This window comes from Pseudomonas sp. FeN3W (assembly GCA_030263805.2).
Lineage (GTDB): Bacteria > Pseudomonadota > Gammaproteobacteria > Pseudomonadales > Pseudomonadaceae > Stutzerimonas > Stutzerimonas stutzeri_G.
Genome location: CP136010.1, coordinates 664,350 through 682,391, shown reverse-complemented (window position 1 = coordinate 682,391; position 18,042 = coordinate 664,350). Strand labels below are relative to the sequence as shown.

General features: G+C 64.7%; 14 protein-coding genes. 6 read left to right on the top strand and 8 right to left on the bottom strand.

All coding sequences use genetic code 11. From position 1 onward, the window contains the following. Window positions 1–72: 72 nt before the first annotated feature. Together P5704_003040 and P5704_003035 are read left to right on the top strand one after the other, a co-directional pair. Complete coding sequence (locus P5704_003040) at window positions 73–804, top strand: AzlC family ABC transporter permease (protein WOF79493.1); 732 nt, start codon at window positions 73–75, stop codon at window positions 802–804. Beyond that, window positions 801–1,112: a hypothetical protein gene (locus P5704_003035; GenBank protein WOF79492.1), complete on the top strand. Its 312-nt coding sequence runs from the start codon at window positions 801–803 to the stop codon at window positions 1,110–1,112. Before P5704_003040 ends, P5704_003035 begins: the two co-directional genes overlap by 4 nt. A gap of 5 nt (window positions 1,113–1,117) precedes the next feature. Here P5704_003035 and P5704_003030 read toward each other — a convergent pair whose 3' ends face one another. Next, window positions 1,118–1,792, bottom strand: a complete 675-nt coding sequence (locus tag P5704_003030; protein ID WOF79491.1) for a TIGR04211 family SH3 domain-containing protein — start codon at window positions 1,790–1,792, stop codon at window positions 1,118–1,120. 549 nt (window positions 1,793–2,341) lie between these two features. Between P5704_003030 and P5704_003025 the strand changes: the two genes are divergently transcribed. From P5704_003025 to P5704_003015, 3 genes are all read left to right on the top strand, one after another. Further along, complete coding sequence (locus P5704_003025) at window positions 2,342–5,356, top strand: PAS domain S-box protein (protein WOF79490.1); 3,015 nt, start codon at window positions 2,342–2,344, stop codon at window positions 5,354–5,356. A gap of 197 nt (window positions 5,357–5,553) precedes the next feature. Beyond that, window positions 5,554–5,943, top strand: a complete 390-nt coding sequence (locus tag P5704_003020) for a GFA family protein (protein ID WOF79489.1) — start codon at window positions 5,554–5,556, stop codon at window positions 5,941–5,943. A gap of 222 nt (window positions 5,944–6,165) precedes the next feature. Beyond that, window positions 6,166–6,315 (top strand): hypothetical protein, encoded by a 150-nt coding sequence (locus P5704_003015; protein ID WOF79488.1) that lies wholly within the window; start codon window positions 6,166–6,168, stop codon window positions 6,313–6,315. Window positions 6,316–6,451: 136 nt separating this feature from the next. Here P5704_003015 and P5704_003010 read toward each other — a convergent pair whose 3' ends face one another. Then, a complete protein-coding gene (locus P5704_003010) occupies window positions 6,452–8,431 on the bottom strand; it encodes an alkyl sulfatase dimerization domain-containing protein (GenBank protein ID WOF79487.1) in 1,980 nt (659 codons plus the stop codon). 33 nt (window positions 8,432–8,464) lie between these two features. Next, complete coding sequence (locus P5704_003005) at window positions 8,465–10,045, bottom strand: choline dehydrogenase (protein WOF79486.1); 1,581 nt, start codon at window positions 10,043–10,045, stop codon at window positions 8,465–8,467. A gap of 94 nt (window positions 10,046–10,139) precedes the next feature. Between P5704_003005 and P5704_003000 the strand changes: the two genes are divergently transcribed. Beyond that, window positions 10,140–11,156 (top strand): AraC family transcriptional regulator, encoded by a 1,017-nt coding sequence (locus P5704_003000; protein ID WOF79485.1) that lies wholly within the window; start codon window positions 10,140–10,142, stop codon window positions 11,154–11,156. A 181-nt stretch (window positions 11,157–11,337) separates the two neighbouring features. Here the strand turns inward: P5704_003000 and P5704_002995 are convergent, their stop codons facing one another. From P5704_002995 to P5704_002975, 5 genes are all read right to left on the bottom strand, one after another. Continuing rightward, window positions 11,338–13,686 (bottom strand): FdhF/YdeP family oxidoreductase, encoded by a 2,349-nt coding sequence (locus P5704_002995; GenBank protein WOF79484.1) that lies wholly within the window; start codon window positions 13,684–13,686, stop codon window positions 11,338–11,340. A gap of 5 nt (window positions 13,687–13,691) precedes the next feature. Beyond that, entirely contained in the window at window positions 13,692–14,489 is a 798-nt protein-coding gene (gene fdhD, locus P5704_002990; protein WOF79483.1) for a formate dehydrogenase accessory sulfurtransferase FdhD, read from the bottom strand. A 103-nt stretch (window positions 14,490–14,592) separates the two neighbouring features. Continuing rightward, on the bottom strand, window positions 14,593–15,495 hold the full coding sequence (locus tag P5704_002985; GenBank protein ID WOF79482.1) for a LysR family transcriptional regulator: 903 nt from the start codon (window positions 15,493–15,495) through the stop codon (window positions 14,593–14,595). A gap of 45 nt (window positions 15,496–15,540) precedes the next feature. Then, window positions 15,541–16,578, bottom strand: a complete 1,038-nt coding sequence (locus P5704_002980) for an AraC family transcriptional regulator ligand-binding domain-containing protein (GenBank protein ID WOF79481.1) — start codon at window positions 16,576–16,578, stop codon at window positions 15,541–15,543. Window positions 16,579–16,585: 7 nt separating this feature from the next. Then, complete coding sequence (locus P5704_002975; GenBank protein ID WOF79480.1) at window positions 16,586–17,500, bottom strand: GGDEF domain-containing protein; 915 nt, start codon at window positions 17,498–17,500, stop codon at window positions 16,586–16,588. Window positions 17,501–18,042 lie beyond the last annotated feature (542 nt).

Sequence of the window (18,042 nt, the reverse complement as noted above, 5' to 3'; positions counted from 1 at the left end):
TTGCACGATCGTACAAGAATCCTTTGGCGGCATTCTTCACTCTTCGCCTGGTATCTCATCGCGCAGCTCGGAGTGAAGAAAGTGCCAGAAACAGTAGAGAGCGCGGACCGGACGGCGTCCCCGCTGGTAACCAGCAGCGCTTTGCAGCAGGCCCTCCCGGCAGCATTGTCGGTCATGCCGGTTGCCCTGCTGTTCGGCGTGCTGGCCGCTAGGTCGGGCTGGTCGGTACTGGATGTTCTGCTGATCGGCTTGCTAGGTTTCACGGGCAGCGGGCAGTTCGCAGCATTGCCGCTTTCCGAGAGTGGCACGGGGTTCTTCACGCTGCTGCTTGTAACTGCATCGATCAATTGTCGTTACCTGCCGATGGCGATCTCGACTATAGGACGGATGCCTCGATCTGCATTCGCGCGAGCCTGCAGCGCACACATGCTCGGCGACGAAGCCTATGCCTGTGAACGGGAAGACGAGTCGATCAACCGGATGCTGCAGATACGCAGCGCAATATTTCTTACCTGGGTAGTGGCAGGAGCCTTTGGCGCGGTGATCGGTGATGCCCTGCCTGAAAATTGGCTCAGCGACGATCTCAACCTCGGCTTTCCGGCGAGCGCCGTTTTGTTCTATCTCGCGTTGTCGCAGCTGAAGGCACGGCGAGCGCACTTCCGGGGCGGCCAGCTTGCCGGGACAGCTTTGATCGTGCTTTGCACCGCAGCGTCGCTCGCACTGATCCTGTTGTTTGGCCCTGTGTACTTCTGGATCCCCGGCGTATTGCTCGTAGCCTTGCTATTGAACGGAGTCCGAGCATGAACGAGCCGGCCCTGATTGCCACCGCCGCGCTACTGATCGCCAGCGTACTGGTCAGGGTCGTGCCAGTATTCGTCAGCATGCCGCTCGGTGCGGGCGGTATACGCGTCGTCGGGCAGATTCTGCCAACCGCGGTGTTCATCAATCTCGCAGTCTACGTCGCATACACTGAAATCAGTGCTGCACCGGCGGCGGCTGCGACGTCACTGTTGGCCGTCGCGCTGCTCGCCATCAACGGCCGAGTCGGGCTCGTCGGCAGCATGCTGTTCGGTACAGCGCTCTACTTCACAGCGGCAGGCTTGATCGGCTGATTGCCTCAGAACCAGCGATCGTTACGCTTACGGCCGCGGGTCAGCATTGGCAGGATCAGCCCTACCAGCAGGCCGGCACCGGCGATGCTGCCGCCATAGACCATGTATTGCATGAGTACCTGTTTGTTCTCGTCGCCCAGCCGCGCCTGGGTGGTGCGCAGTTCCGACTGTGCTTCGGTCAGCTCGGCTTCGAGGGCGATGCGGCGGGCGTCCAGTTCGTCGATCAGGGCTTTGCGCGAGTCCAGGGTTTCCTGCATGCCTTGCACACGCAGCTGCCAGCTTTCGTCGATGGTCTTGAGTTCCTCGCTCAATTCGGCGACTTGCTGTTCAAGCTGCGGCAGACGCTCGGCCTGGCCGGGAACGTCCTGCAGCTCCTTACTGGGTATCCAGACGTTGCTGCCGGATTCCGAGCGAACCTGGCTGTAATCGCCCTGGGTGCTGATCAGCTCGACCTTTTGCCCCGAAGTCAGCGTGCCGACGATGCGATAGCCATCGGTTGGGCCGCTGCGCACATAGGTGTTCAGGCTGTCGCTGACCCAGCGCGTGCTATCGGAAGATTCCTGGGCGTTCACGGGGCCGGCGATGAGCAGGGCGCCGAACAGGCTGGCGCCGATGACTTGGCGCGGCTGGGTAAAACTGAACCGGGAGAGCAGGGCGGAAAGATGAAGAGATATGGACATGAAAAGTTCGCGTTATTGGAAGAGTAGGACCCAAGCATGAGGGCGGTGAGGTCGGCTTGTCTGGCGCGCGAGACGCAGGCTCGGGCGCAGCGAGAAGCACGCTGAACGTGGCTGGAATCGGTGGCAGCCACAGGCCGGAGCCCGACGTGCAAACGGCACGAAAACGCAGGCGCTCCGTAGGGCGCATCAGCTGAGTGACAGTCCCTTCTGGCAAAAGTTCAGGCGGTTTTTTCAGGTTGATGACTGTGTGATGAAGGGGAGGGCTTTGTGACCGAAGTCGTTGCCTGCCGCAGGTCGTCCAAAACGGAAGGACCGCTTGTATCAAGTCGATTCAATGCCAAGTGGCGTTTGCCCCGCGTAGAATGGCCGTCCAGGCAGTGCAGGGTGCAGGCGGAATCGATGCGTCTGGGGTGCCACAATCACTCATGCCACGCCCCTTGATTTCGTGCAACCGCCTGGACACCTGCGGATGCAAAGCCCGGTGGTTTCTGCTTTTATGAGGTACAGCTCGCCGCGGGATGACCGCCCGCCCATTCATTACGATGCAAAATGGAAATAGCTCTGGAAAATCTGACCCGAGAGGAGCTGGTGGCTGAGGTGGCACGCCTGCGCACGGTTCTGGATCTGGCCGAAATCGATCCAGATACGGCCATATCTCAAATTCAACCCGCCCGCGAACAGCATCGTCAGCGTCCGACACCTGCACAGTCGGGCGCCTCCAAAGAACTCCCTGAGACGCTGCAGGCCAGCCTTCTGGCATTGGCTGGCAGCGAGGCACGTCAGCGCGCGATATTCGAGAGCGTGGTCGATTTCGCCATCATCCTGACCGATACCGCAGGCATCATCACCGACTGGAATGCCGGCGCCGAGAAGGTGATGGGCTGGACCGCAGAGGAAATGCGCGGGCAGAGCGCGGAGCGCTTCTTCACGCCCGCCGATCGGGCCTGTGACTGGTTCAGCGAAGAAATGCAGACTGCGCTGCGCGAGGGTCGCGCCCTGGACGAGCGCTGGCACCTACGCAAGGACGGCCAGCAGTTCTGGGCAGCGGGCGAACTCTCGCCGATCCATGACGAAGAAGGCACGCACCTTGGCTTCATGAAGATCCTGCGTGACCGCACCAGCGAGCACCTTGCGGGCCTAGCCATGGAAGACACCCAGGTGCGTTATCGGCTGGCTGCGAAGGCGACCAACGATGCCGTATGGGACTGGGATCTGCTTAATAATCACGTGCTGTGGAACGATGCGCTGGAACAGGCATACGGCCATCCGCTGGCCACCGTAGAAAGCACTGGTGAATGGTGGCTGGCGCATATCCATCCGGATGATCGCGCACGTATTCACCGGTCTATCCATGCGGTCATCGATGGCAGCGAAGTGACCTGGACCGACGAGTACCGCTTTCGCCGTCTGGATGGCTCCTATGCGGATATCCTCGACCGTGGCCATGTGATTCGTAACGTCCAAGGCCAGGCCGTGCGGATGATCGGCGCGATGCTCGACCTCACCCGCATTCGCGCTGCCGAGGCGGCATTGCGCCAGAGCGAGGAGCGCTTCAGCACCATCCTGGAGACCATCGAGGCGGCCTTCGCGATCGTTCAGGTCAAATTCGATGCCGACGACAATCCCGTGGACTACTGCTTCCTCGAGGCCAACCCGGCATTCGAGCGTCAGGCCGGGGTGGACCTGCGCGGCAAATGGGTCACCGAGTTCGCGCCGGACCTGGAGCAGTTCTGGTTCGAGGCCTATGGTCACGTCGCCAAGACCGGCGAACCTGCCAGCTTCGAGAACTACGCCGAGGCGTTCGAGCGTTGGTTCGAAGTTCGCGCCGTCCGCGTCGGCGATCCGTCTGAGCGGCGAATTGCCATTCTCTTCAACGACGTCACCGAGCGCAGAAATGCCGAAGAACGCCTGCGCGTCAGCGAAGCCCTCGCACGGGAGAGTGTGCAGCGCGTCCAGCTGGCCCTCGAGGCAGGCGCGATCATCGGTACCTGGAACTGGCATCTGCCGGCCGACCGTTTCACAGTGGATGAAGGCTTCGCGAACGCCTTCGGCCTCGACCCCACTCTCGATCGTGATGGGCTCAGCCTCGAGCAGATCATCGCAACCGTGCATCCCGAGGACAGGGACGGGCTGACCGCCGCAATCGAAGAAGTCATTGCTCGCGGCGGTGCCTATGCGCACCAATACCGCGTGCGAAGGACCGATGGCAGGTTCTACTGGATAGAGGCCAACGGGCGCGTCGATCATGCGGAGGACGGCACGCCCTTGAGCTTTCCCGGCGTGCTGATCGACGTCGAAGATCGACGCTCCATCGAGGCGGAGCGGGATCGCGCCACCGCTGCACTGCGCGCACTCAACGACACGCTGGAGCAGCGTGTGGCCGAGCGGACGGCGGAGCTGATCCAGGCCGAGGAGAAATTGCGTCAGTCGCAGAAGATGGAAGCGGTCGGCCAGCTGACCGGCGGCCTCGCTCATGACTTCAACAACCTGCTGGCCGGCATCAGTGGCGCGCTGGAATTGATGAACTTGAGGGTTTCTCAGCGACGGCTGGACGATATCGACAAGTACATGTCGGCCGCGCAGGGCGCCGCCAGGCGTGCCGCGGCGCTGACCCATCGGCTGCTCGCCTTCTCCCGTCGTCAAACCCTCGACCCACGGCCGGTCGACGTCAACATGCTGATGGAGGGTATGACCGAGCTGATCCAGCGTACGGTGGGGCCGAGCATCCTGCTCGAAACCATCAGCGCACCCGACCTCTGGCCGGCGTCGGTGGATGCCAGCCAGCTGGAAAACGCGATTCTCAATCTCTGCATCAACTCGCGCGATGCGATGCCCGACGGCGGGCGGATCACCATCGAGACAGCCAACCGCAGGCTTGGCCCGGAGATGGCCCAGGCCTACGACCTGCCCGTCGGCGAGTATCTGTCGCTGTCGGTGACCGACACCGGGACCGGCATGACACCCAGCGTGATCGCCAAGGCGTTCGATCCGTTCTTCACCACCAAACCGATCGGCGAGGGCACCGGGCTGGGGCTTTCGATGATCTACGGATTCGCCAAGCAATCCGGCGGACAGGTGCGCATCGATTCCGAGGTCGGTCGCGGAACCTCGATGTGCATCTATCTTCCGCGTTACCACGGCAATGCAAGGATCAGCAGCAGTGGGCGAACCAGCCCGGCGACTACACTCGCGGGCGTCTGCGGCACCATTCTGATCGTCGACGACGAGCCGACCGTACGCCTGCTGCTGATGGATGTGCTGGGCGATCTCGGCTACACGCTGATCGAAGCGTCGGACAGCGTGGCGGGGTTGAAACTGCTGCAGTCGGACGTGAGCATCGACCTGCTGATCACCGATGTCGGGTTGCCCGGTGGAATGAACGGCCGGCAGATGGCCGATGCCGGCCGCCAGGTGCGCCCTGGTCTGAAAACGCTGTTCATCACCGGTTATGCCGAGAGCGCCGCCCTGGGCAACAGTTCGCTTGGGCCTGGTATGCAGGTGCTGACCAAGCCATTCGCGATAGACGTGCTCGCTGCCCGGGTGCTCGAGATGATGAAAGGCTAGGTCAGGCTTTCAAGTTCTACAGCGCATCGGTGGCAAACTGGCTGACGGCGAGTCTACGCGGACGGCTGGTCGAGGCTTGGGTCTACGTGCTTCGTTAGTACGGCACTCTAGAGGCGACTACGCTTCACGGGCGGTCGAGCCGCGGCCCAAGTCCGGTGGCCTGGGCGTGGCGCTTTCACTGACGGAGGAGACGCAAGGTGAATTCATTAACCGGTGGCTGCCTGTGCGGCAACGTGCGCATCGTGACGGCGGGGCAGCCCTATCGGGTCGGGGTCTGCCATTGCCTGGACTGTCGCAAACATCATGGTGCGCTGTTCTACGCGGCTGCGGTGTTCCCGCAAGATGCGGTGACCGTCGAGGGCGAGACGGCCGAATATGCCGGACGGTACTTCTGCCCGCGCTGTGGCTCGTCGGTTTTTTCTCGCTTCGCCGATGAAATCGAGGTGCACCTCGGCGCGCTGGATGCGCCCGACCAGCTGACGCCGACCTACGAATGCTGGACCGTGCGCCGCGAAGGCTGGCTGCCGCCGTTTCCCCTCAGTCGGCGCTACCAGCACGATCGCGACGACGCCAGCCGCTTCGAATGAGCGTCATTGCCCGCTGGCGATCAACTGCTGCTCTGTCTGCACGAGTCTTCCACGGTGACCGCCTGCCGGCCTGGCGGTCGATGTCGGGGCGGCCGAGGCAGGGCAGGATCAGCGCGTCGCCGCCGACGGTCAGGTGGCTGCGGTTGGGCTTGGTGCTGATCTGCACGGTCAGTGGACGTGCCCCTATCAAACCGGGCACCGCGGCCCCGTTAAATTGATGTTGTGCTCAGTCGCCTGAACTCCCGAGGCGAGCGGCAGTGCCTGTCTGAAGCGTTTCTCGACGGCTTCGAGCATGACGTCACGGACATCATTGCCGCTGTAACCAGCGAACCCGGCCGCAGCTTCCGCCTGGTGGCCTCCTGGCAGTACTGAGCGCATCGATAGCGAACCTTTGCTGGCAGGCTACCTGAATGAGCCTTCGCATCAAGGCTCATTCAGGGTGGCGCTCGTTAGATGCATGTTTCCCCTGTTATTGTCGCCGCTCGTTGCCGAGCGGCTTTTTGCTCTCCTAGGGCGTGACGATGTTGAACCAGAAGTCGAACGTGTCGAGCAGGCCCATGAACTCGGCGAAGGCCTGCGGACGTCCGTCGAACTTCAGCTCGCCGGAAGCGACCTTCTGCTCCAGAGTGGCCTTGCCCAGCTGGATGTCTTCAAGGGTGGTCTTGTTCATCGTCAGGCCGACATCGGCGTCGTTGGCCAGCTTCGGCTCGTAGGTCAGCACTCCGTTCTCAACGGTCAGCGCATAGTCCTTGCCAAGATCGGTGAAACGGTAATTGAGCACCAGTTTCTTGCCCGCTGCGCGCTCGCCGTTGAGGCGAACGGCCAGATAGTCGAAGAGCATTTCGGGAGTCATGGCGCGAATGACGTCCGGACTGGCGCTGATAATGCCGCCGCCGGTAGGTAAGCCGTTGCGTAGCTCGTATGCGCCTTGCAGATATACGGAGCGCCACGGGCCGGATTCGGCCTGATAGCCCAACTGCTCGAGCGAGTCGGCCAGCAGGTTCTTGGCTGCTGTGTTGTCCGGATCGGCAAACACCACCTGCTTGGCGGCCTCGGCCACCCAGCGATACTCACCTTTGGCAAAATCGGCGCGGGCCCTCTCCAGCACGGACGCGGCACCGCCCATGTACTCGACATACTTCTTCGCCGCCGGCTGCGGCGGCAGCTTATCCAGGTTGACCGGGTTGCCGTCGTACCAGCCCATGTAACGCTGATAGACCGCCTTGGCATTGTGCTTCAGGGTGCCGTAGTAACCGCGGGTCGGCCAGAAAGACTCCAGCTCCGGCGGCAGCGTCATGGCTTCGGCGATCTCCTCACCATTCATACCCAGGTTCATCATGCGCACCGTCTGGTCATGGATGTACTTATAGATAGCCTGCTGCTTCTTCAAATAGTCGGTGATCTGCGCCTGGCCCCACAGCGGCCAGTGGTGGCTCTGGAACTTGACTTCGGTCTGGTCGCCGTACAGGGCCTGGGCCTCGCCGATGTACTTGGCCCACTGCAACGCGTCGCGTACCGGTGCGCCACGCAGCGTGATGATGTTGTGCATCGTGTTGGTGGTGTTTTCTGCCATCCACAGCGCCTTGAACTGCGGGAAGTAAGTGTTCATCTCCACCGGCGCCTCGGCTCCCGGCGTCACCTGGAACACCATTTTCACACCGTCGATGTCGAGCTCCTCGCCGGTCTCGTGAATGAACTCGGTGGGCATGATCAGGGTGGTGGTGCCCGAGGACACGGTCGGGGCCAGGCCGGCGTTCACGCCACCCTGAGCATTACGCGGCAGCAGGGCGCCAAACATGTAGACCGAGCGGCGGGCCATGGCATTGCCGGCGATCACGTTCTCGCTGATCGCATGCTCGGAAAAATCCTCGGGGGCAATGATGCGCACCTTGCCGGACTTGACGTCGGCCTCGTCGATTACGCCGCGCACGCCGCCGAAATGGTCGATGTGCGAGTGGCTGTAAACCACCGCGACCACGGGCTTGTGTCCCAGATGTTGATTGACCAGCTCGTAGGCGGCCTTGGCGGTCTCCTGGCTGAGCAGCGGGTCGAACACGATCCAGCCGGTCTTGCCTTCTACGAAGGTGATGTTGGAAAGGTCGTAACCGCGTACCTGATAGATGCCATCGGTCACTTTGAACAGGCCGTATTCAAGCGTGAGCTGAGCATGTCGCCACAGGCTGGGGTTGATGCTGTCGGGTGCCGGCATGTCTTCGGCGATGAATCGCTTGTAGCTCTCCAGATCCCACACCACCTTGCCGCTGGCATCCTTGATGGTCAGGGTCTCAGGTTTGGCAATGAGGCCACGCTGGGCATTTTTGAAATCTTCGCGATCGGCGAACGGCAGGCGTTCCAGCACGGCCTGGTTGGCCGCCCTGGTCGCATCGGTGGCCGGCTTGGTGGGCGCTGTGGAGGCCTGGGCGAGAGGGCTGACGAGCAGGGCGATGCTCAGGCCCGCCGAGCAGAGTCGCAGCATGGAATGATGCATTGAGAGTTCCTCTTGTTGTTGTAGTGAGTCGGATCAGTCCTGGGCGATCCATTCGGCCGCGCGCTCGGCAACCATGATCGACGGGGCGTTAGTGTTGCCGCCGACCAGCGTCGGCATGACGGAAGCATCCACCACTCGCAGGCCTTGGATACCATGCACTCGCAGTTGGCCATCCACCACAGCCCATTCGTCTCGGCCCATCTTGCAGGTGCCGACCGGGTGATAGATCGAGTCGGTGCGCCGTCGCAGCAGCTCGATCAGCTGCTCGTCGCTGTGCAGGCCGTCACTGAATACGTCCTTCAGGCCGAAGCGGGCCATGGGCGACTGGGCCAAAATTTCGCGGGTCATGCGATAACCTTTGAGCAGAGTCTGCACATCGTCTTCATGGCCGAGGAAGTTGGGATCGATGCGCGGCGGCGCGGCTGGGTCGGGCGATTGCAGGCCGACGCTACCGATGCTCTTCGGGCGCAGCACGCAGACGTGGCAGCTGAAGCCATGGCCCCAGTGAAGCTTGCGGTTGTGGTCGTCGAGAAGGCTGACCACCGAGTGCAGTTGGATATCCGGTCGCGTCAGGGTGGCGTCGGTCTTCAGGAAGCCACCGCCCTCGGCGAAGTTGCTGGCCAGCGGACCGCGCTTGCGCGCCAGGTAGTGTCCGAGCGCGGCGCTTATTTTCAAGCTGCCGCCGACCGAGTAGCCGAGCAGCGAATTGTCGGTGCTCTTGTAGCCGAGCACGACGTCGGGATGGTCCTGCAGATTCCGGCCGACGCCCGGTAGCTCGTGCCGGATGGCGATGCCCTGCGGTTTGAGTTCGGCTGCCGGGCCGATGCCGGAGAGCATCAGAAGCTGCGGGCTGCCGAAGGCGCCTGCACTGAGCAGCACTTCCTTGCGTGCCTTCAGCTCGGTGGAGCGGCCCTTGTGATTCACCTGCACGCCAATGGCCTGCTTGCCTTGCAGCAGGACGCGCTCGGCATGGGCGCCGGTCAGCACGGTGAGATTGGTGCGTTCGCGGACCGGTTTGAGGAAGGCCGTCGCGGTGCTCCAGCGGCGCCCCTCGCGAATCGTTACGTCATATTGGCCCACGCCCTCCTGCTCGACACCATTGAAATCGGCGTTGTAGCGGTGGCCAGCCTGCTGCGCGGCCTCGATGAAAGCGTGGGTGGCCGCATGGGCCTCGATCTGACCGACGTACAATTCGCCCTCTCCACCGTGGAATTCGCTGGCGCCTTTGTGATGTTTCTGGCTCTTGCGAAAGTAGGGCAGCACATCGCGAAAGCCCCAGCCCTCGCAGCCGAGATTGGCCCAGTCGTCGTAGTCGCTCTGGTGACCACGGATATAGATCATGCCGTTGATCGAGCTGCTGCCACCGAGCACTTTGCCACGTGGCTGGTAGCCAAGGCGGCCGCCCAGGCCGGGCTGTGGCACGGTGTGGAAGGCCCAGTTGACATGGCGGGTCGGCAGTATGGCCGCCACCCCCGCCGGCGCATGGATCAGCGGCGACCAGTCGCGCGGGCCGGCTTCGAGCAGGCAGACGGACACCGCCGGATCGGCGCTCAGCCGGTTGGCCAATACGCAACCGGCGGAGCCGGCACCGACAATGATGTAATCGAATTGCATGGGAATCTCCGGGAAGGGGAGCGACCCTGGGATTCTTCGTCGGCGCGATCGGCAAAGATTGATCTTTGACGACAGATATTTGATTCTCCACGACATGAATCCACTCATCCGCACAACCTCCTTCGGCGGCTTTCGCGAGCTGGTCACCTTGCTGGGGCATGATCCCCAGCCATTTCTGGCGCGCTTTCGTATTCGCCCGGAGCTGCTCGACGACGAGGATGCGCGGGTGCCCTTCCAATCACTGGTGACGCTCCTGGAGAGTGTGGCCGAGGAGCTGGCCTGTGCCGATTTCGGTCTGCGCATGGCCGAATATCAGAACCTCGCGGTACTCGGCCCCATTGCCCTGATCGCGCGCAACGCCACCAGCGTCGGTCTCGCACTGACGGAAATCGTGCGTTTCATCGGTTATCACAGTGACGGCATCCGCCTCGACCTCGACCATAGCGAGCCGGAGGCGCCGCGCCTGATCATCGAGCTGCGTCTGCCAGGACCGCAGCGGCAGATGGCCGAGCTGGCCCTGGGCGTGGCGCACAACACCATGAAGCTGCTCTGTGGCCCGCATTTCAGTGCCCAGGCGGTGTTGCTGGCCGGCAACAGTCCGCTGACGGCTGCACGCTATCGGCGCTATTTCGGCTGCGAGGTTTACACCGGCCAGGCCTGTAACGCACTGATGCTCAGCCCGCAGCATCTCAGGCAACGTATCGAACGCCAGGACGCTGCCCTGCATCGCACCCTGGTGCAGTATCTCAGCCAAGTGCATCTGCAGGGCTCGTCCGATCTGCTGGAGCAGGTTCGCCGTCTGGTGCTGCGCCTGCTGCCGACCCAGCAGTGCCGTCTGGTGCTCATCGCCGAACAGCTCGGGCTGCATGAGCGCACGCTGCAACGGCAGCTGGCCGAAAGAGGGCGTGGTTTCGAGGAAATGCTCGAAGCCATCCGCCGCGAGCGCGCGGACTTCTACCTGGCGGAGCGCGACATTCCCATGTCGCATATCTCGGGCATGCTCGGCTACAGCGAACAGAGCGTATTCAATCGCGCATGCCGACGCTGGTTCAGCGTGACACCGGGCGAGCGCAGGCGCCAATTGATGGACGCGCAACGCTCGAGCGGCTAGTACGTACGGGCCGGCAGGCAACTGACTCAGGCGGTACGCGGAAGCGGTAAATAGTGCGCATCCCTCATCAGCACCGCGTTCCAACCGGTGGCGAGCGATGACGGCATGCTGAGGGCGCTGGCAGCGAACATGGCTTCGCCATGGGTATCCACATTTAAGGTGAACGGCCAGCGTCCCTCGATCAGCTATCGACGGCGAGCAGCCTTTCTGCCTCCTCCAACGTGCTCGGTAACACGCGAATGGCAACGAATTTCGAGGTCGGCGTATAGCTGCGTTCGCCGAAGCTTTCCAGCGGCACCAGCGGGTTGGTTTCCGGATAGTAGGCGGCGGCCTGGCCGGGCGGGGTGTCGTAGGCGAGCACGGTGAAGCCGCGCACGCGGCGCTCGATGCCGTCGTCCCAGAGCGAAACCAGGTCGACCCGCTGGCCGGCCTCGAGGCCCAGGCGGCGGATGTCGTCGGGGTTGACGAACACCACCTCGCGCATGCCCTTCACGCCACGATAGCGATCGTCCAGGCCATACAGCGTGGTGTTGTACTGGTCGTGGGAGCGCAGCGTCTGCAGGACCAGGTCGGCGTCCGCGCCGGACTGGCGCGCCTGTTCCGGCAGCAGCTCGGCCGGCAGCGGATGGACCTTGAATTCGGCGCGGCCGCTGGGCGTGTTCCATTGGCGCCGTGCGGCGGCGTTGCCCAGGTAGAAGCCACCGGGGCGGTGCAGCCTGCGGTCGAAGCCGGCGAAGCCGGGGATGGTCGCCTCGATCAGTTCGCGGATGCGCGCGTAGTCTTCCACCAGCCAGAGCCAGTCCAGCGGGCGCTTGCCGAGGGTGGCGGCGGCGATGCCGGCGATGATCGCCGGTTCCGAGCGCATCTGCGCGGACAGCGGTTCGAGCTGGCCGTGGGAGGCGTGGATCATGCTGAACGAGTCTTCCACGGTGACCGCCTGCGGGCCGCCGGCCTGGCGGTCGATGTCGGTGCGGCCGAGGCAGGGCAGGATCAGCGCGTCGCCGCCGACGGTCAGGTGGCTGCGGTTGAGCTTGGTGCTGATCTGCACGGTCAGTGCGCAGCTGTGCAGCGCCTGCCGGGTGCGCGGGCTGTCCGGCGTGGCCTGGGCGAAGTTGCCGCCCAGGCCGATGAATACCTTCACCTCGCCGGCGAGCATGGCCTGGATGCACTCCACGGCGTTGTGCCCGGGCTGGCGCGGCATCGGCAGGTCGAAGTGGCGCTCCAGCGCATCGAGCAGCGCGGCCGGCGGCCGTTCGTTGATGCCCATGGTGCGGTCGCCCTGCACGTTGCTGTGGCCGCGCACCGGGCAGGCGCCGGCGCCGGGCTTGCCGAGGTTGCCGCGCAGCAGCAGCAGGTTGGTGATCTCCTGGATGGTGGCCACCGAATGGCGGTGCTGGGTGATGCCCATGGCCCAGCAGACGATGGTCCGCCCGGCGTCGCGGTAGATCTGCGCGGCATGGCGGATCGCCTCGCGATCGAGGCCCGACTGCCGTTCGATCTGCGTCCAGGGCGTGGCATCCACCGCCGCCAGGTAGGCGTCGATGCCCTGGGTGTGCTCGGCGAGGAAGGCGTGGTCGAACACCGCCGGCGCGCCGTTGGCCTGGGCTTCGCGTTCCCATTGCAGCAGGTATTTGGCGATGCCGCGCAGCACCGCCAGGTCGCCGCCGAGGTTGGGTCGCAGGTAGGCGCTGTGGGTCGGCGCGTCCTGGTTGGCGAGCATCTCGATGGGTTTCTGCGGGTGCTGGAAGCGCTCCAGCCCGCGTTCGCGCAGCGGGTTGAAGCAGACCACCTGGGCGCCGCGCTCCACCGCCTCGCGCAGCGGCTCGAGCATGCGCGGGTGGTTGGTGCCGGGGTTCTGGCCGAGCACGAAGATCGCATCGGCCTGGGCGAAGTCCTCCAGCGTCACCGTGCCCTTGCCGACCCCGATGGCTTCGCCCAGCGCCACGCCGCTGGCCTCGTGGCACATGTTCGAGCAGTCGGGGAAGTTGTTGGTGCCGAAGGCGCGGCCGAACAGCTGGTAGAGGTAGGCGGCCTCGTTGCTGGCCCGTCCCGAGGTGTAGAAGGCGGCCTGGTGCGGGCTGTCCAGCCGGTTCAGGTGTTCGGCGATGAGGGCGAAGGCGTCGTCCCAGGCGATCGGCCGGTAGCGGTCGCTGGCGCTGTCGTAGCGCAGCGGTTCGCTCAGGCGGCCCTGGTATTCGAGCCAGTAGTCGCTCTGCTCGCGCAGCTGGCTGACGCTGTGGCGGGCGAAGAAGGCGGCGTCCGCGCGGCGCCGGGTCGCTTCCCAGTTCACCGCCTTGGCGCCGTTCTCGCAGAACTTCACCGCGCCGGCTTCGGGCGAATCGCCCCAGGCGCAGCCGGGGCAGTCGAAGCCGCCGTTCTGGTTGGTCCTGAGCATGGCGCGGATGTTCTTCAGCGCGTTGCCGCTGCCGAGCCAGGCGCTGGCCACGCTGCGCAGCGCGCCCCAGCCGCCGGCGGGGCCGGCGTAGGGTTGGAAACGGGTCGCGGGATGGAAGCGGGACGTGCGGCTCATGGGAATCATCCGTCGTGGTTGGGCAGGGCCGGCGCCGGGCTGTAGACCCGGGGCGCGCTGCGATGGGGCAGGTGAATGAGGTTGAGGTTGTGCCGGCGCGCCCATTCGACGGTCAGGCTGGTCGGCGCGGACAGGCTGACCAGCGTGCCGATGCCGGCGCGCACGGCCTTGTGGATCAGTTCCAGGCTGCAGCGGCTGGTGACCACCGCGAAGCCATCGCGCGCCGGCCGGCGTTGCAGCGCCAGCGCGCCGATCAGCTTGTCCAGGGCGTTGTGCCGGCCGATGTCCTCGCGGCAGAGGACGATGGCGCCGCCGGCGTCGACGAACAGTGCGGCGTGCAGCGCGCCGCTGTCGCGGGCGAGCATCTGGGCCTCGGCGATGCGTTCGCGCAGGCGATGGAAGTGGTCGTCGGGCGGCAGGGCGACCGGGCTCAGCGGCGCCAGTCGCGGCAATGCCTGCTGCAGCGCCTCGACGCCGCACAGGCCGCAACCGCTGTGGCCGGCCAACTGGCGGCGCTGCTGCTTGAGCGCCCAGAAGGCGCGCGGGCTGACCTGCACCTCGGCATGGCGGGCATTGCCGTCGCCATGCAGGCGCAGGTCGCGCAGGTCATCGATGCGCTCGATCAGCCCGCTGCTCAGGCTGAAGCCGACGACGAATTCTTCCAGATCCTGCGGCGTCACCATCATCACCGCCTGGTTGAGGCCGTTGTAGGCGATGGCCAGCGCGCATTCCTCGGCCAGCACGGCGGCGCCCGGATTGCCGGGGGTGGAGGTCTGTGCGGAGTGAAGCGTGGCGTAATGCATGGCGGCGGGCCTGCGACAGGTCGACGCAGGCAAGCCTAGGATTGGCGGACGCGACCGTCCAATCGTTATGTTCGATGGGGTGATCGAGCCTGTCGATCAGGGCTCAGTCGGCGGGTGCTTCCAGCCGTTGCAGCAGCTCGCGCGCCTCGTCGAAACAGGCCTCGCCCAGGGCCGAACGGGGCGAGCCGCGCCGCAGGATCAGCCCCAGCGGGGCGAGGGTAGTGGCGCCCTCGATGGGGGTGAGCGTCAGGCGTTCGTCCAGCGCGTCGAGGCCGCTGTCCAGCGGCATGATCGCGCAGCACAGGCCGGCCTCGACTGCCTGCAGCAGGTGGTGCACCGCGTCGGTCTGCAGCCGCGGCGCGAGGGCGAGGCCGCGGCTGCGCAGGGCGTGGTCGATGGACTGGCGGAAATGCATGCCGCCGGTCAGCAGGCCGAGCGGCAGGTCGGCCAGGGCTTCCCAGCCCAGCGATGGCGTGGCGAAGCGGAAATGGCGCGCGTCGTGGAGCAGGCCCATGCGCGTTTCGCCCAGCGTCAGGCTGGCGAAATGCGCGTCGTCCAGGCGCTCCAGGTAGGACAGCCCCAGGTCCAGCAGATTGCGGTTGAGGCCTTCGAGGATCTGCTCGCTGCTCAGCGCGAACAGTTCGAAGCGCAGGTTGGGATGGCGTTCGGCGAATGCCCGCACCAGTTGCATGGGATCGAAGCCGGCCAGCGGCACCACGCCCAGGCGCAGCGTGCCCACCAGTTGCCCGCGGCAGGACGCTGCCTCGGCGTACAGCCCGTCCTGCGCCGCCAGCAGGCTGCGCGCCCAGGCGAGGATGCGCTCGCCCTCGGCGGTGAAGCCTTCGAAGCGCTGGCTGCGGATCACCAGTTGCAGCCCGAGTTCGTCCTCGAGGCTGCGCAGGCGCATCGACAGCGTCGGCTGGGTGACATGGCAGCGCGCGGCCGCCTGGCCGAAATGGCGCGTTTCGTCGAGCGCCACGAGAAACTTCAGTTGCTTGATATCCATGCCCGCTCGCCTCGAAGGTAGTGCGGGCGGCACCTTAGCACGCTGTCAGGGGGCGTCGAACAGCGGCTGCATCCCGCTGGGCACCACGCCGGTCCAGCGCTTGAAGGCGCGGCGGAAGTTGGTGGTGTCGTTGAAGCCCAGGTGCCGCGCCACGGCCTCGTTGCCGAGGCCGCGTGCCTGATAGAGGTAGAGCGCGACGTGCGTGCGCACCAGGTCGAGCTGTTCCTGGAAGTGCGTGCCGTGCTTGGCCAGCTTGCGCTTGAGCGTCGCCGGACTCATGGCGAACGCCAGCGCGACGCGCTCCAGGTTCAGCGGCTCGCGGATGTTGTCATGCAGATATTGGTAGAACGCATCGAGAAGCGCGCAGGGGCCTTCCAGCGCATCGATCTGCTGCTGGCTGGCCTGTTGCGCGACCTGGCCTACCGTGGCCGAAGCATCCGGCCAGGGCTGATGCAGGTACTCGCGCGGCAGGCTGAGCAGGGTCAGCTGGCGGTCGAACTGCAGCGCGTCGCCCAGGTGCACCCAGTACTGCTCGATGTGCCGCGGCTGCGCATAGGCGAACTGGAAGCGCCAGGGCAGGCGCAGGCCCGAGCCGCGTTTGCACAGCGCGACGATGGCGGTCAGGTGGGCCTCGATGAGAAACCGTTGGTGGCGGCCGGCGCTGCCGTTGTCCAGCCAATAGATGTGCAGCTGCTGCTCGTCCAGCAGCAGCCTTGGCGCCAGTAGCGGGCAGAGCAGCGCGCGGAACTGGCAAAGCCGCTCCAGCGCCTGTTCGAGGTTGCCGGCGTTGGCCAGCGCCAGGCTGACATCACCGTAGTGGCCGGGCAGCAAGCGCTGGCCGAACAGAAAGCTGCTGTCCGCAGCGCCCAACAAGCGTTCGGTGTTGCCGATGAGCGTCAGCAGCTGCTGCGGGCTGACGCGGGCGCGGCCGCTGGCGACGTCCTCGTAGAACAGTCCGCTGCCGCGCAGCAGTGCATGACTGTCGATGCCACGTGAAAGCGCCAGGTCGAGCAACACGGCGGGCTGGTGGTGCGCGGCGATGAAGCGGGTGTCCCATTCGTACCAGCGTAACGGGCTTTCCATGATCGCCTCAGGCGCAGCGTGGCAGTGACTGCTTGGCCTTGGCCAAACCGAGGTTGAGGCGTTTGAGCAACTGCTCGGCGTCGTCATCGAAGGCCATCACCACCGCGGTGCTGGCGCGCAGATGCAGGCGCTCGCCATGCTGGCGTGTCTTGTGCGCGAGGCTGGCGACGGCGGTCTGCAGCTCCTCGGCGAGTTGTCGCGCCTGTTGTTCGGCAGTATCGGGCAGCAGCACGACGAAGCGATCGCCAGCCAGACGGCAGAGCAGGTCCTGATGGCGCAGGTTGAGCACCAGCAACTGCGCCGCGGCCTGCAACACGAGGTCGCCTTCCTCCTGGCCGTAGCGCTGGTTGACCCGGCTGAACTCGTCGAGGTCCACCGCCAGCAGCGACAGCGGCCTTTGCTCGTCGGCGGCCTGGCGCAGGGCCTGATCGAGCTGCCGCCGCAGGTACTCGGCGGTGCCAAGCGGGGTCAGGTTGTCGAACAGACGATGCTCGCGGAAGAGCCTTTCGCGCTTGTGCATCTGCGCGTTGATGGCGCGCTGTTCCTGGTTCAGGTGGTAGATACCGAAGGTCAGCAGCAACAGACCCACCGGCATGGGCGCGGTTTCCAGCCAGTTGTCCCAGGCGATGTTGGCGGGGATCTGGATGAACTCATCGAGCAGGTCCATCCACCAGGAAAAACAGATACAGGCCAGACCCAGCGCCAGCAACCGCGTCACCCGGCCGGCCGGGCGGCTGTGTAGCAGCATGATCAGCCAGGCGAGGGCGAGGGCGGCGCAACCGCCTTCGCCGACCACGTCCATCCAGTCGATCTCGCCCCAGGATTTGACTGTGCCGACGGCGAGCAGCAGCTGCAGGCCGACGTTGGCGGCCAGGGCGAGGCCGAGGAGGGTGAGGGTGTGGAGTTTGAGGAGGGATTTCATCGGGTCTCCGTGGCGAGGGATCGCGCCAATGCGTGAGGGCACGGAAACAGATGGATGTGACGGTTGGATGAATGGGGTGGGGGTTGAATTGGCTCAGGTTTTAATTGGTTGATTGGACAGTTTGGTGGGGGGCTTGGGAATGTGATTTGTCCTGATGGATCGGATTAGTTCTGGACGAGGGGCTTGCTGCATCGAGTAGACGCCGATTGCCGAGTCGCCTGACGATTCAGGTTTCGCCCTGCTGGGCGAGTCACTTTCTCTTGCCTGGCCAAGAGAAAGTAACCAAAGAGAAGGCCACCCCGACATCCGGGTTTTGCTTCGCAAAACTCCCCTCCCTCCGGCGCTGCTCCGGGGGCCGTCGCGAAGGGACGTCCCTGTCCCTTCACTCCTCGCTCGGCGTCCTGCCTCGCGTCCCCCTGCGCAACGCCTACGCTCGGCCTCCTGACGGGGGAGTTAGTCCGAGATGCCTGACAGATAGAGAGGCTTGGTTTGTAGTTTTTGATCGATTGAAAACTATCAGGCGACTCCAATCGCCCCTTCAG

Excerpts from the sequence above, each read along its gene's own strand:
- P5704_003035 (WOF79492.1), top strand. The coding sequence starts at position 801 with ATGAACGAGCCGGCCCTGATTGCCACCGCCGCGCTACTGATCGCCAGC.
- P5704_003030 (WOF79491.1), bottom strand. The coding sequence starts at position 1,792 with ATGTCCATATCTCTTCATCTTTCCGCCCTGCTCTCCCGGTTCAGTTTT.
- P5704_003025 (WOF79490.1), top strand. The coding sequence starts at position 2,342 with ATGGAAATAGCTCTGGAAAATCTGACCCGAGAGGAGCTGGTGGCTGAG.
- P5704_003010 (WOF79487.1), bottom strand. The coding sequence starts at position 8,431 with ATGCATCATTCCATGCTGCGACTCTGCTCGGCGGGCCTGAGCATCGCC.
- P5704_003005 (WOF79486.1), bottom strand. The coding sequence starts at position 10,045 with ATGCAATTCGATTACATCATTGTCGGTGCCGGCTCCGCCGGTTGCGTA.
- P5704_003000 (WOF79485.1), top strand. The coding sequence starts at position 10,140 with ATGAATCCACTCATCCGCACAACCTCCTTCGGCGGCTTTCGCGAGCTG.
- P5704_002995 (WOF79484.1), bottom strand. The coding sequence starts at position 13,686 with ATGAGCCGCACGTCCCGCTTCCATCCCGCGACCCGTTTCCAACCCTAC.
- fdhD (WOF79483.1), bottom strand. The coding sequence starts at position 14,489 with ATGCATTACGCCACGCTTCACTCCGCACAGACCTCCACCCCCGGCAAT.
- P5704_002985 (WOF79482.1), bottom strand. The coding sequence starts at position 15,495 with ATGGATATCAAGCAACTGAAGTTTCTCGTGGCGCTCGACGAAACGCGC.
- P5704_002980 (WOF79481.1), bottom strand. The coding sequence starts at position 16,578 with ATGGAAAGCCCGTTACGCTGGTACGAATGGGACACCCGCTTCATCGCC.
- P5704_002975 (WOF79480.1), bottom strand. The coding sequence starts at position 17,500 with ATGAAATCCCTCCTCAAACTCCACACCCTCACCCTCCTCGGCCTCGCC.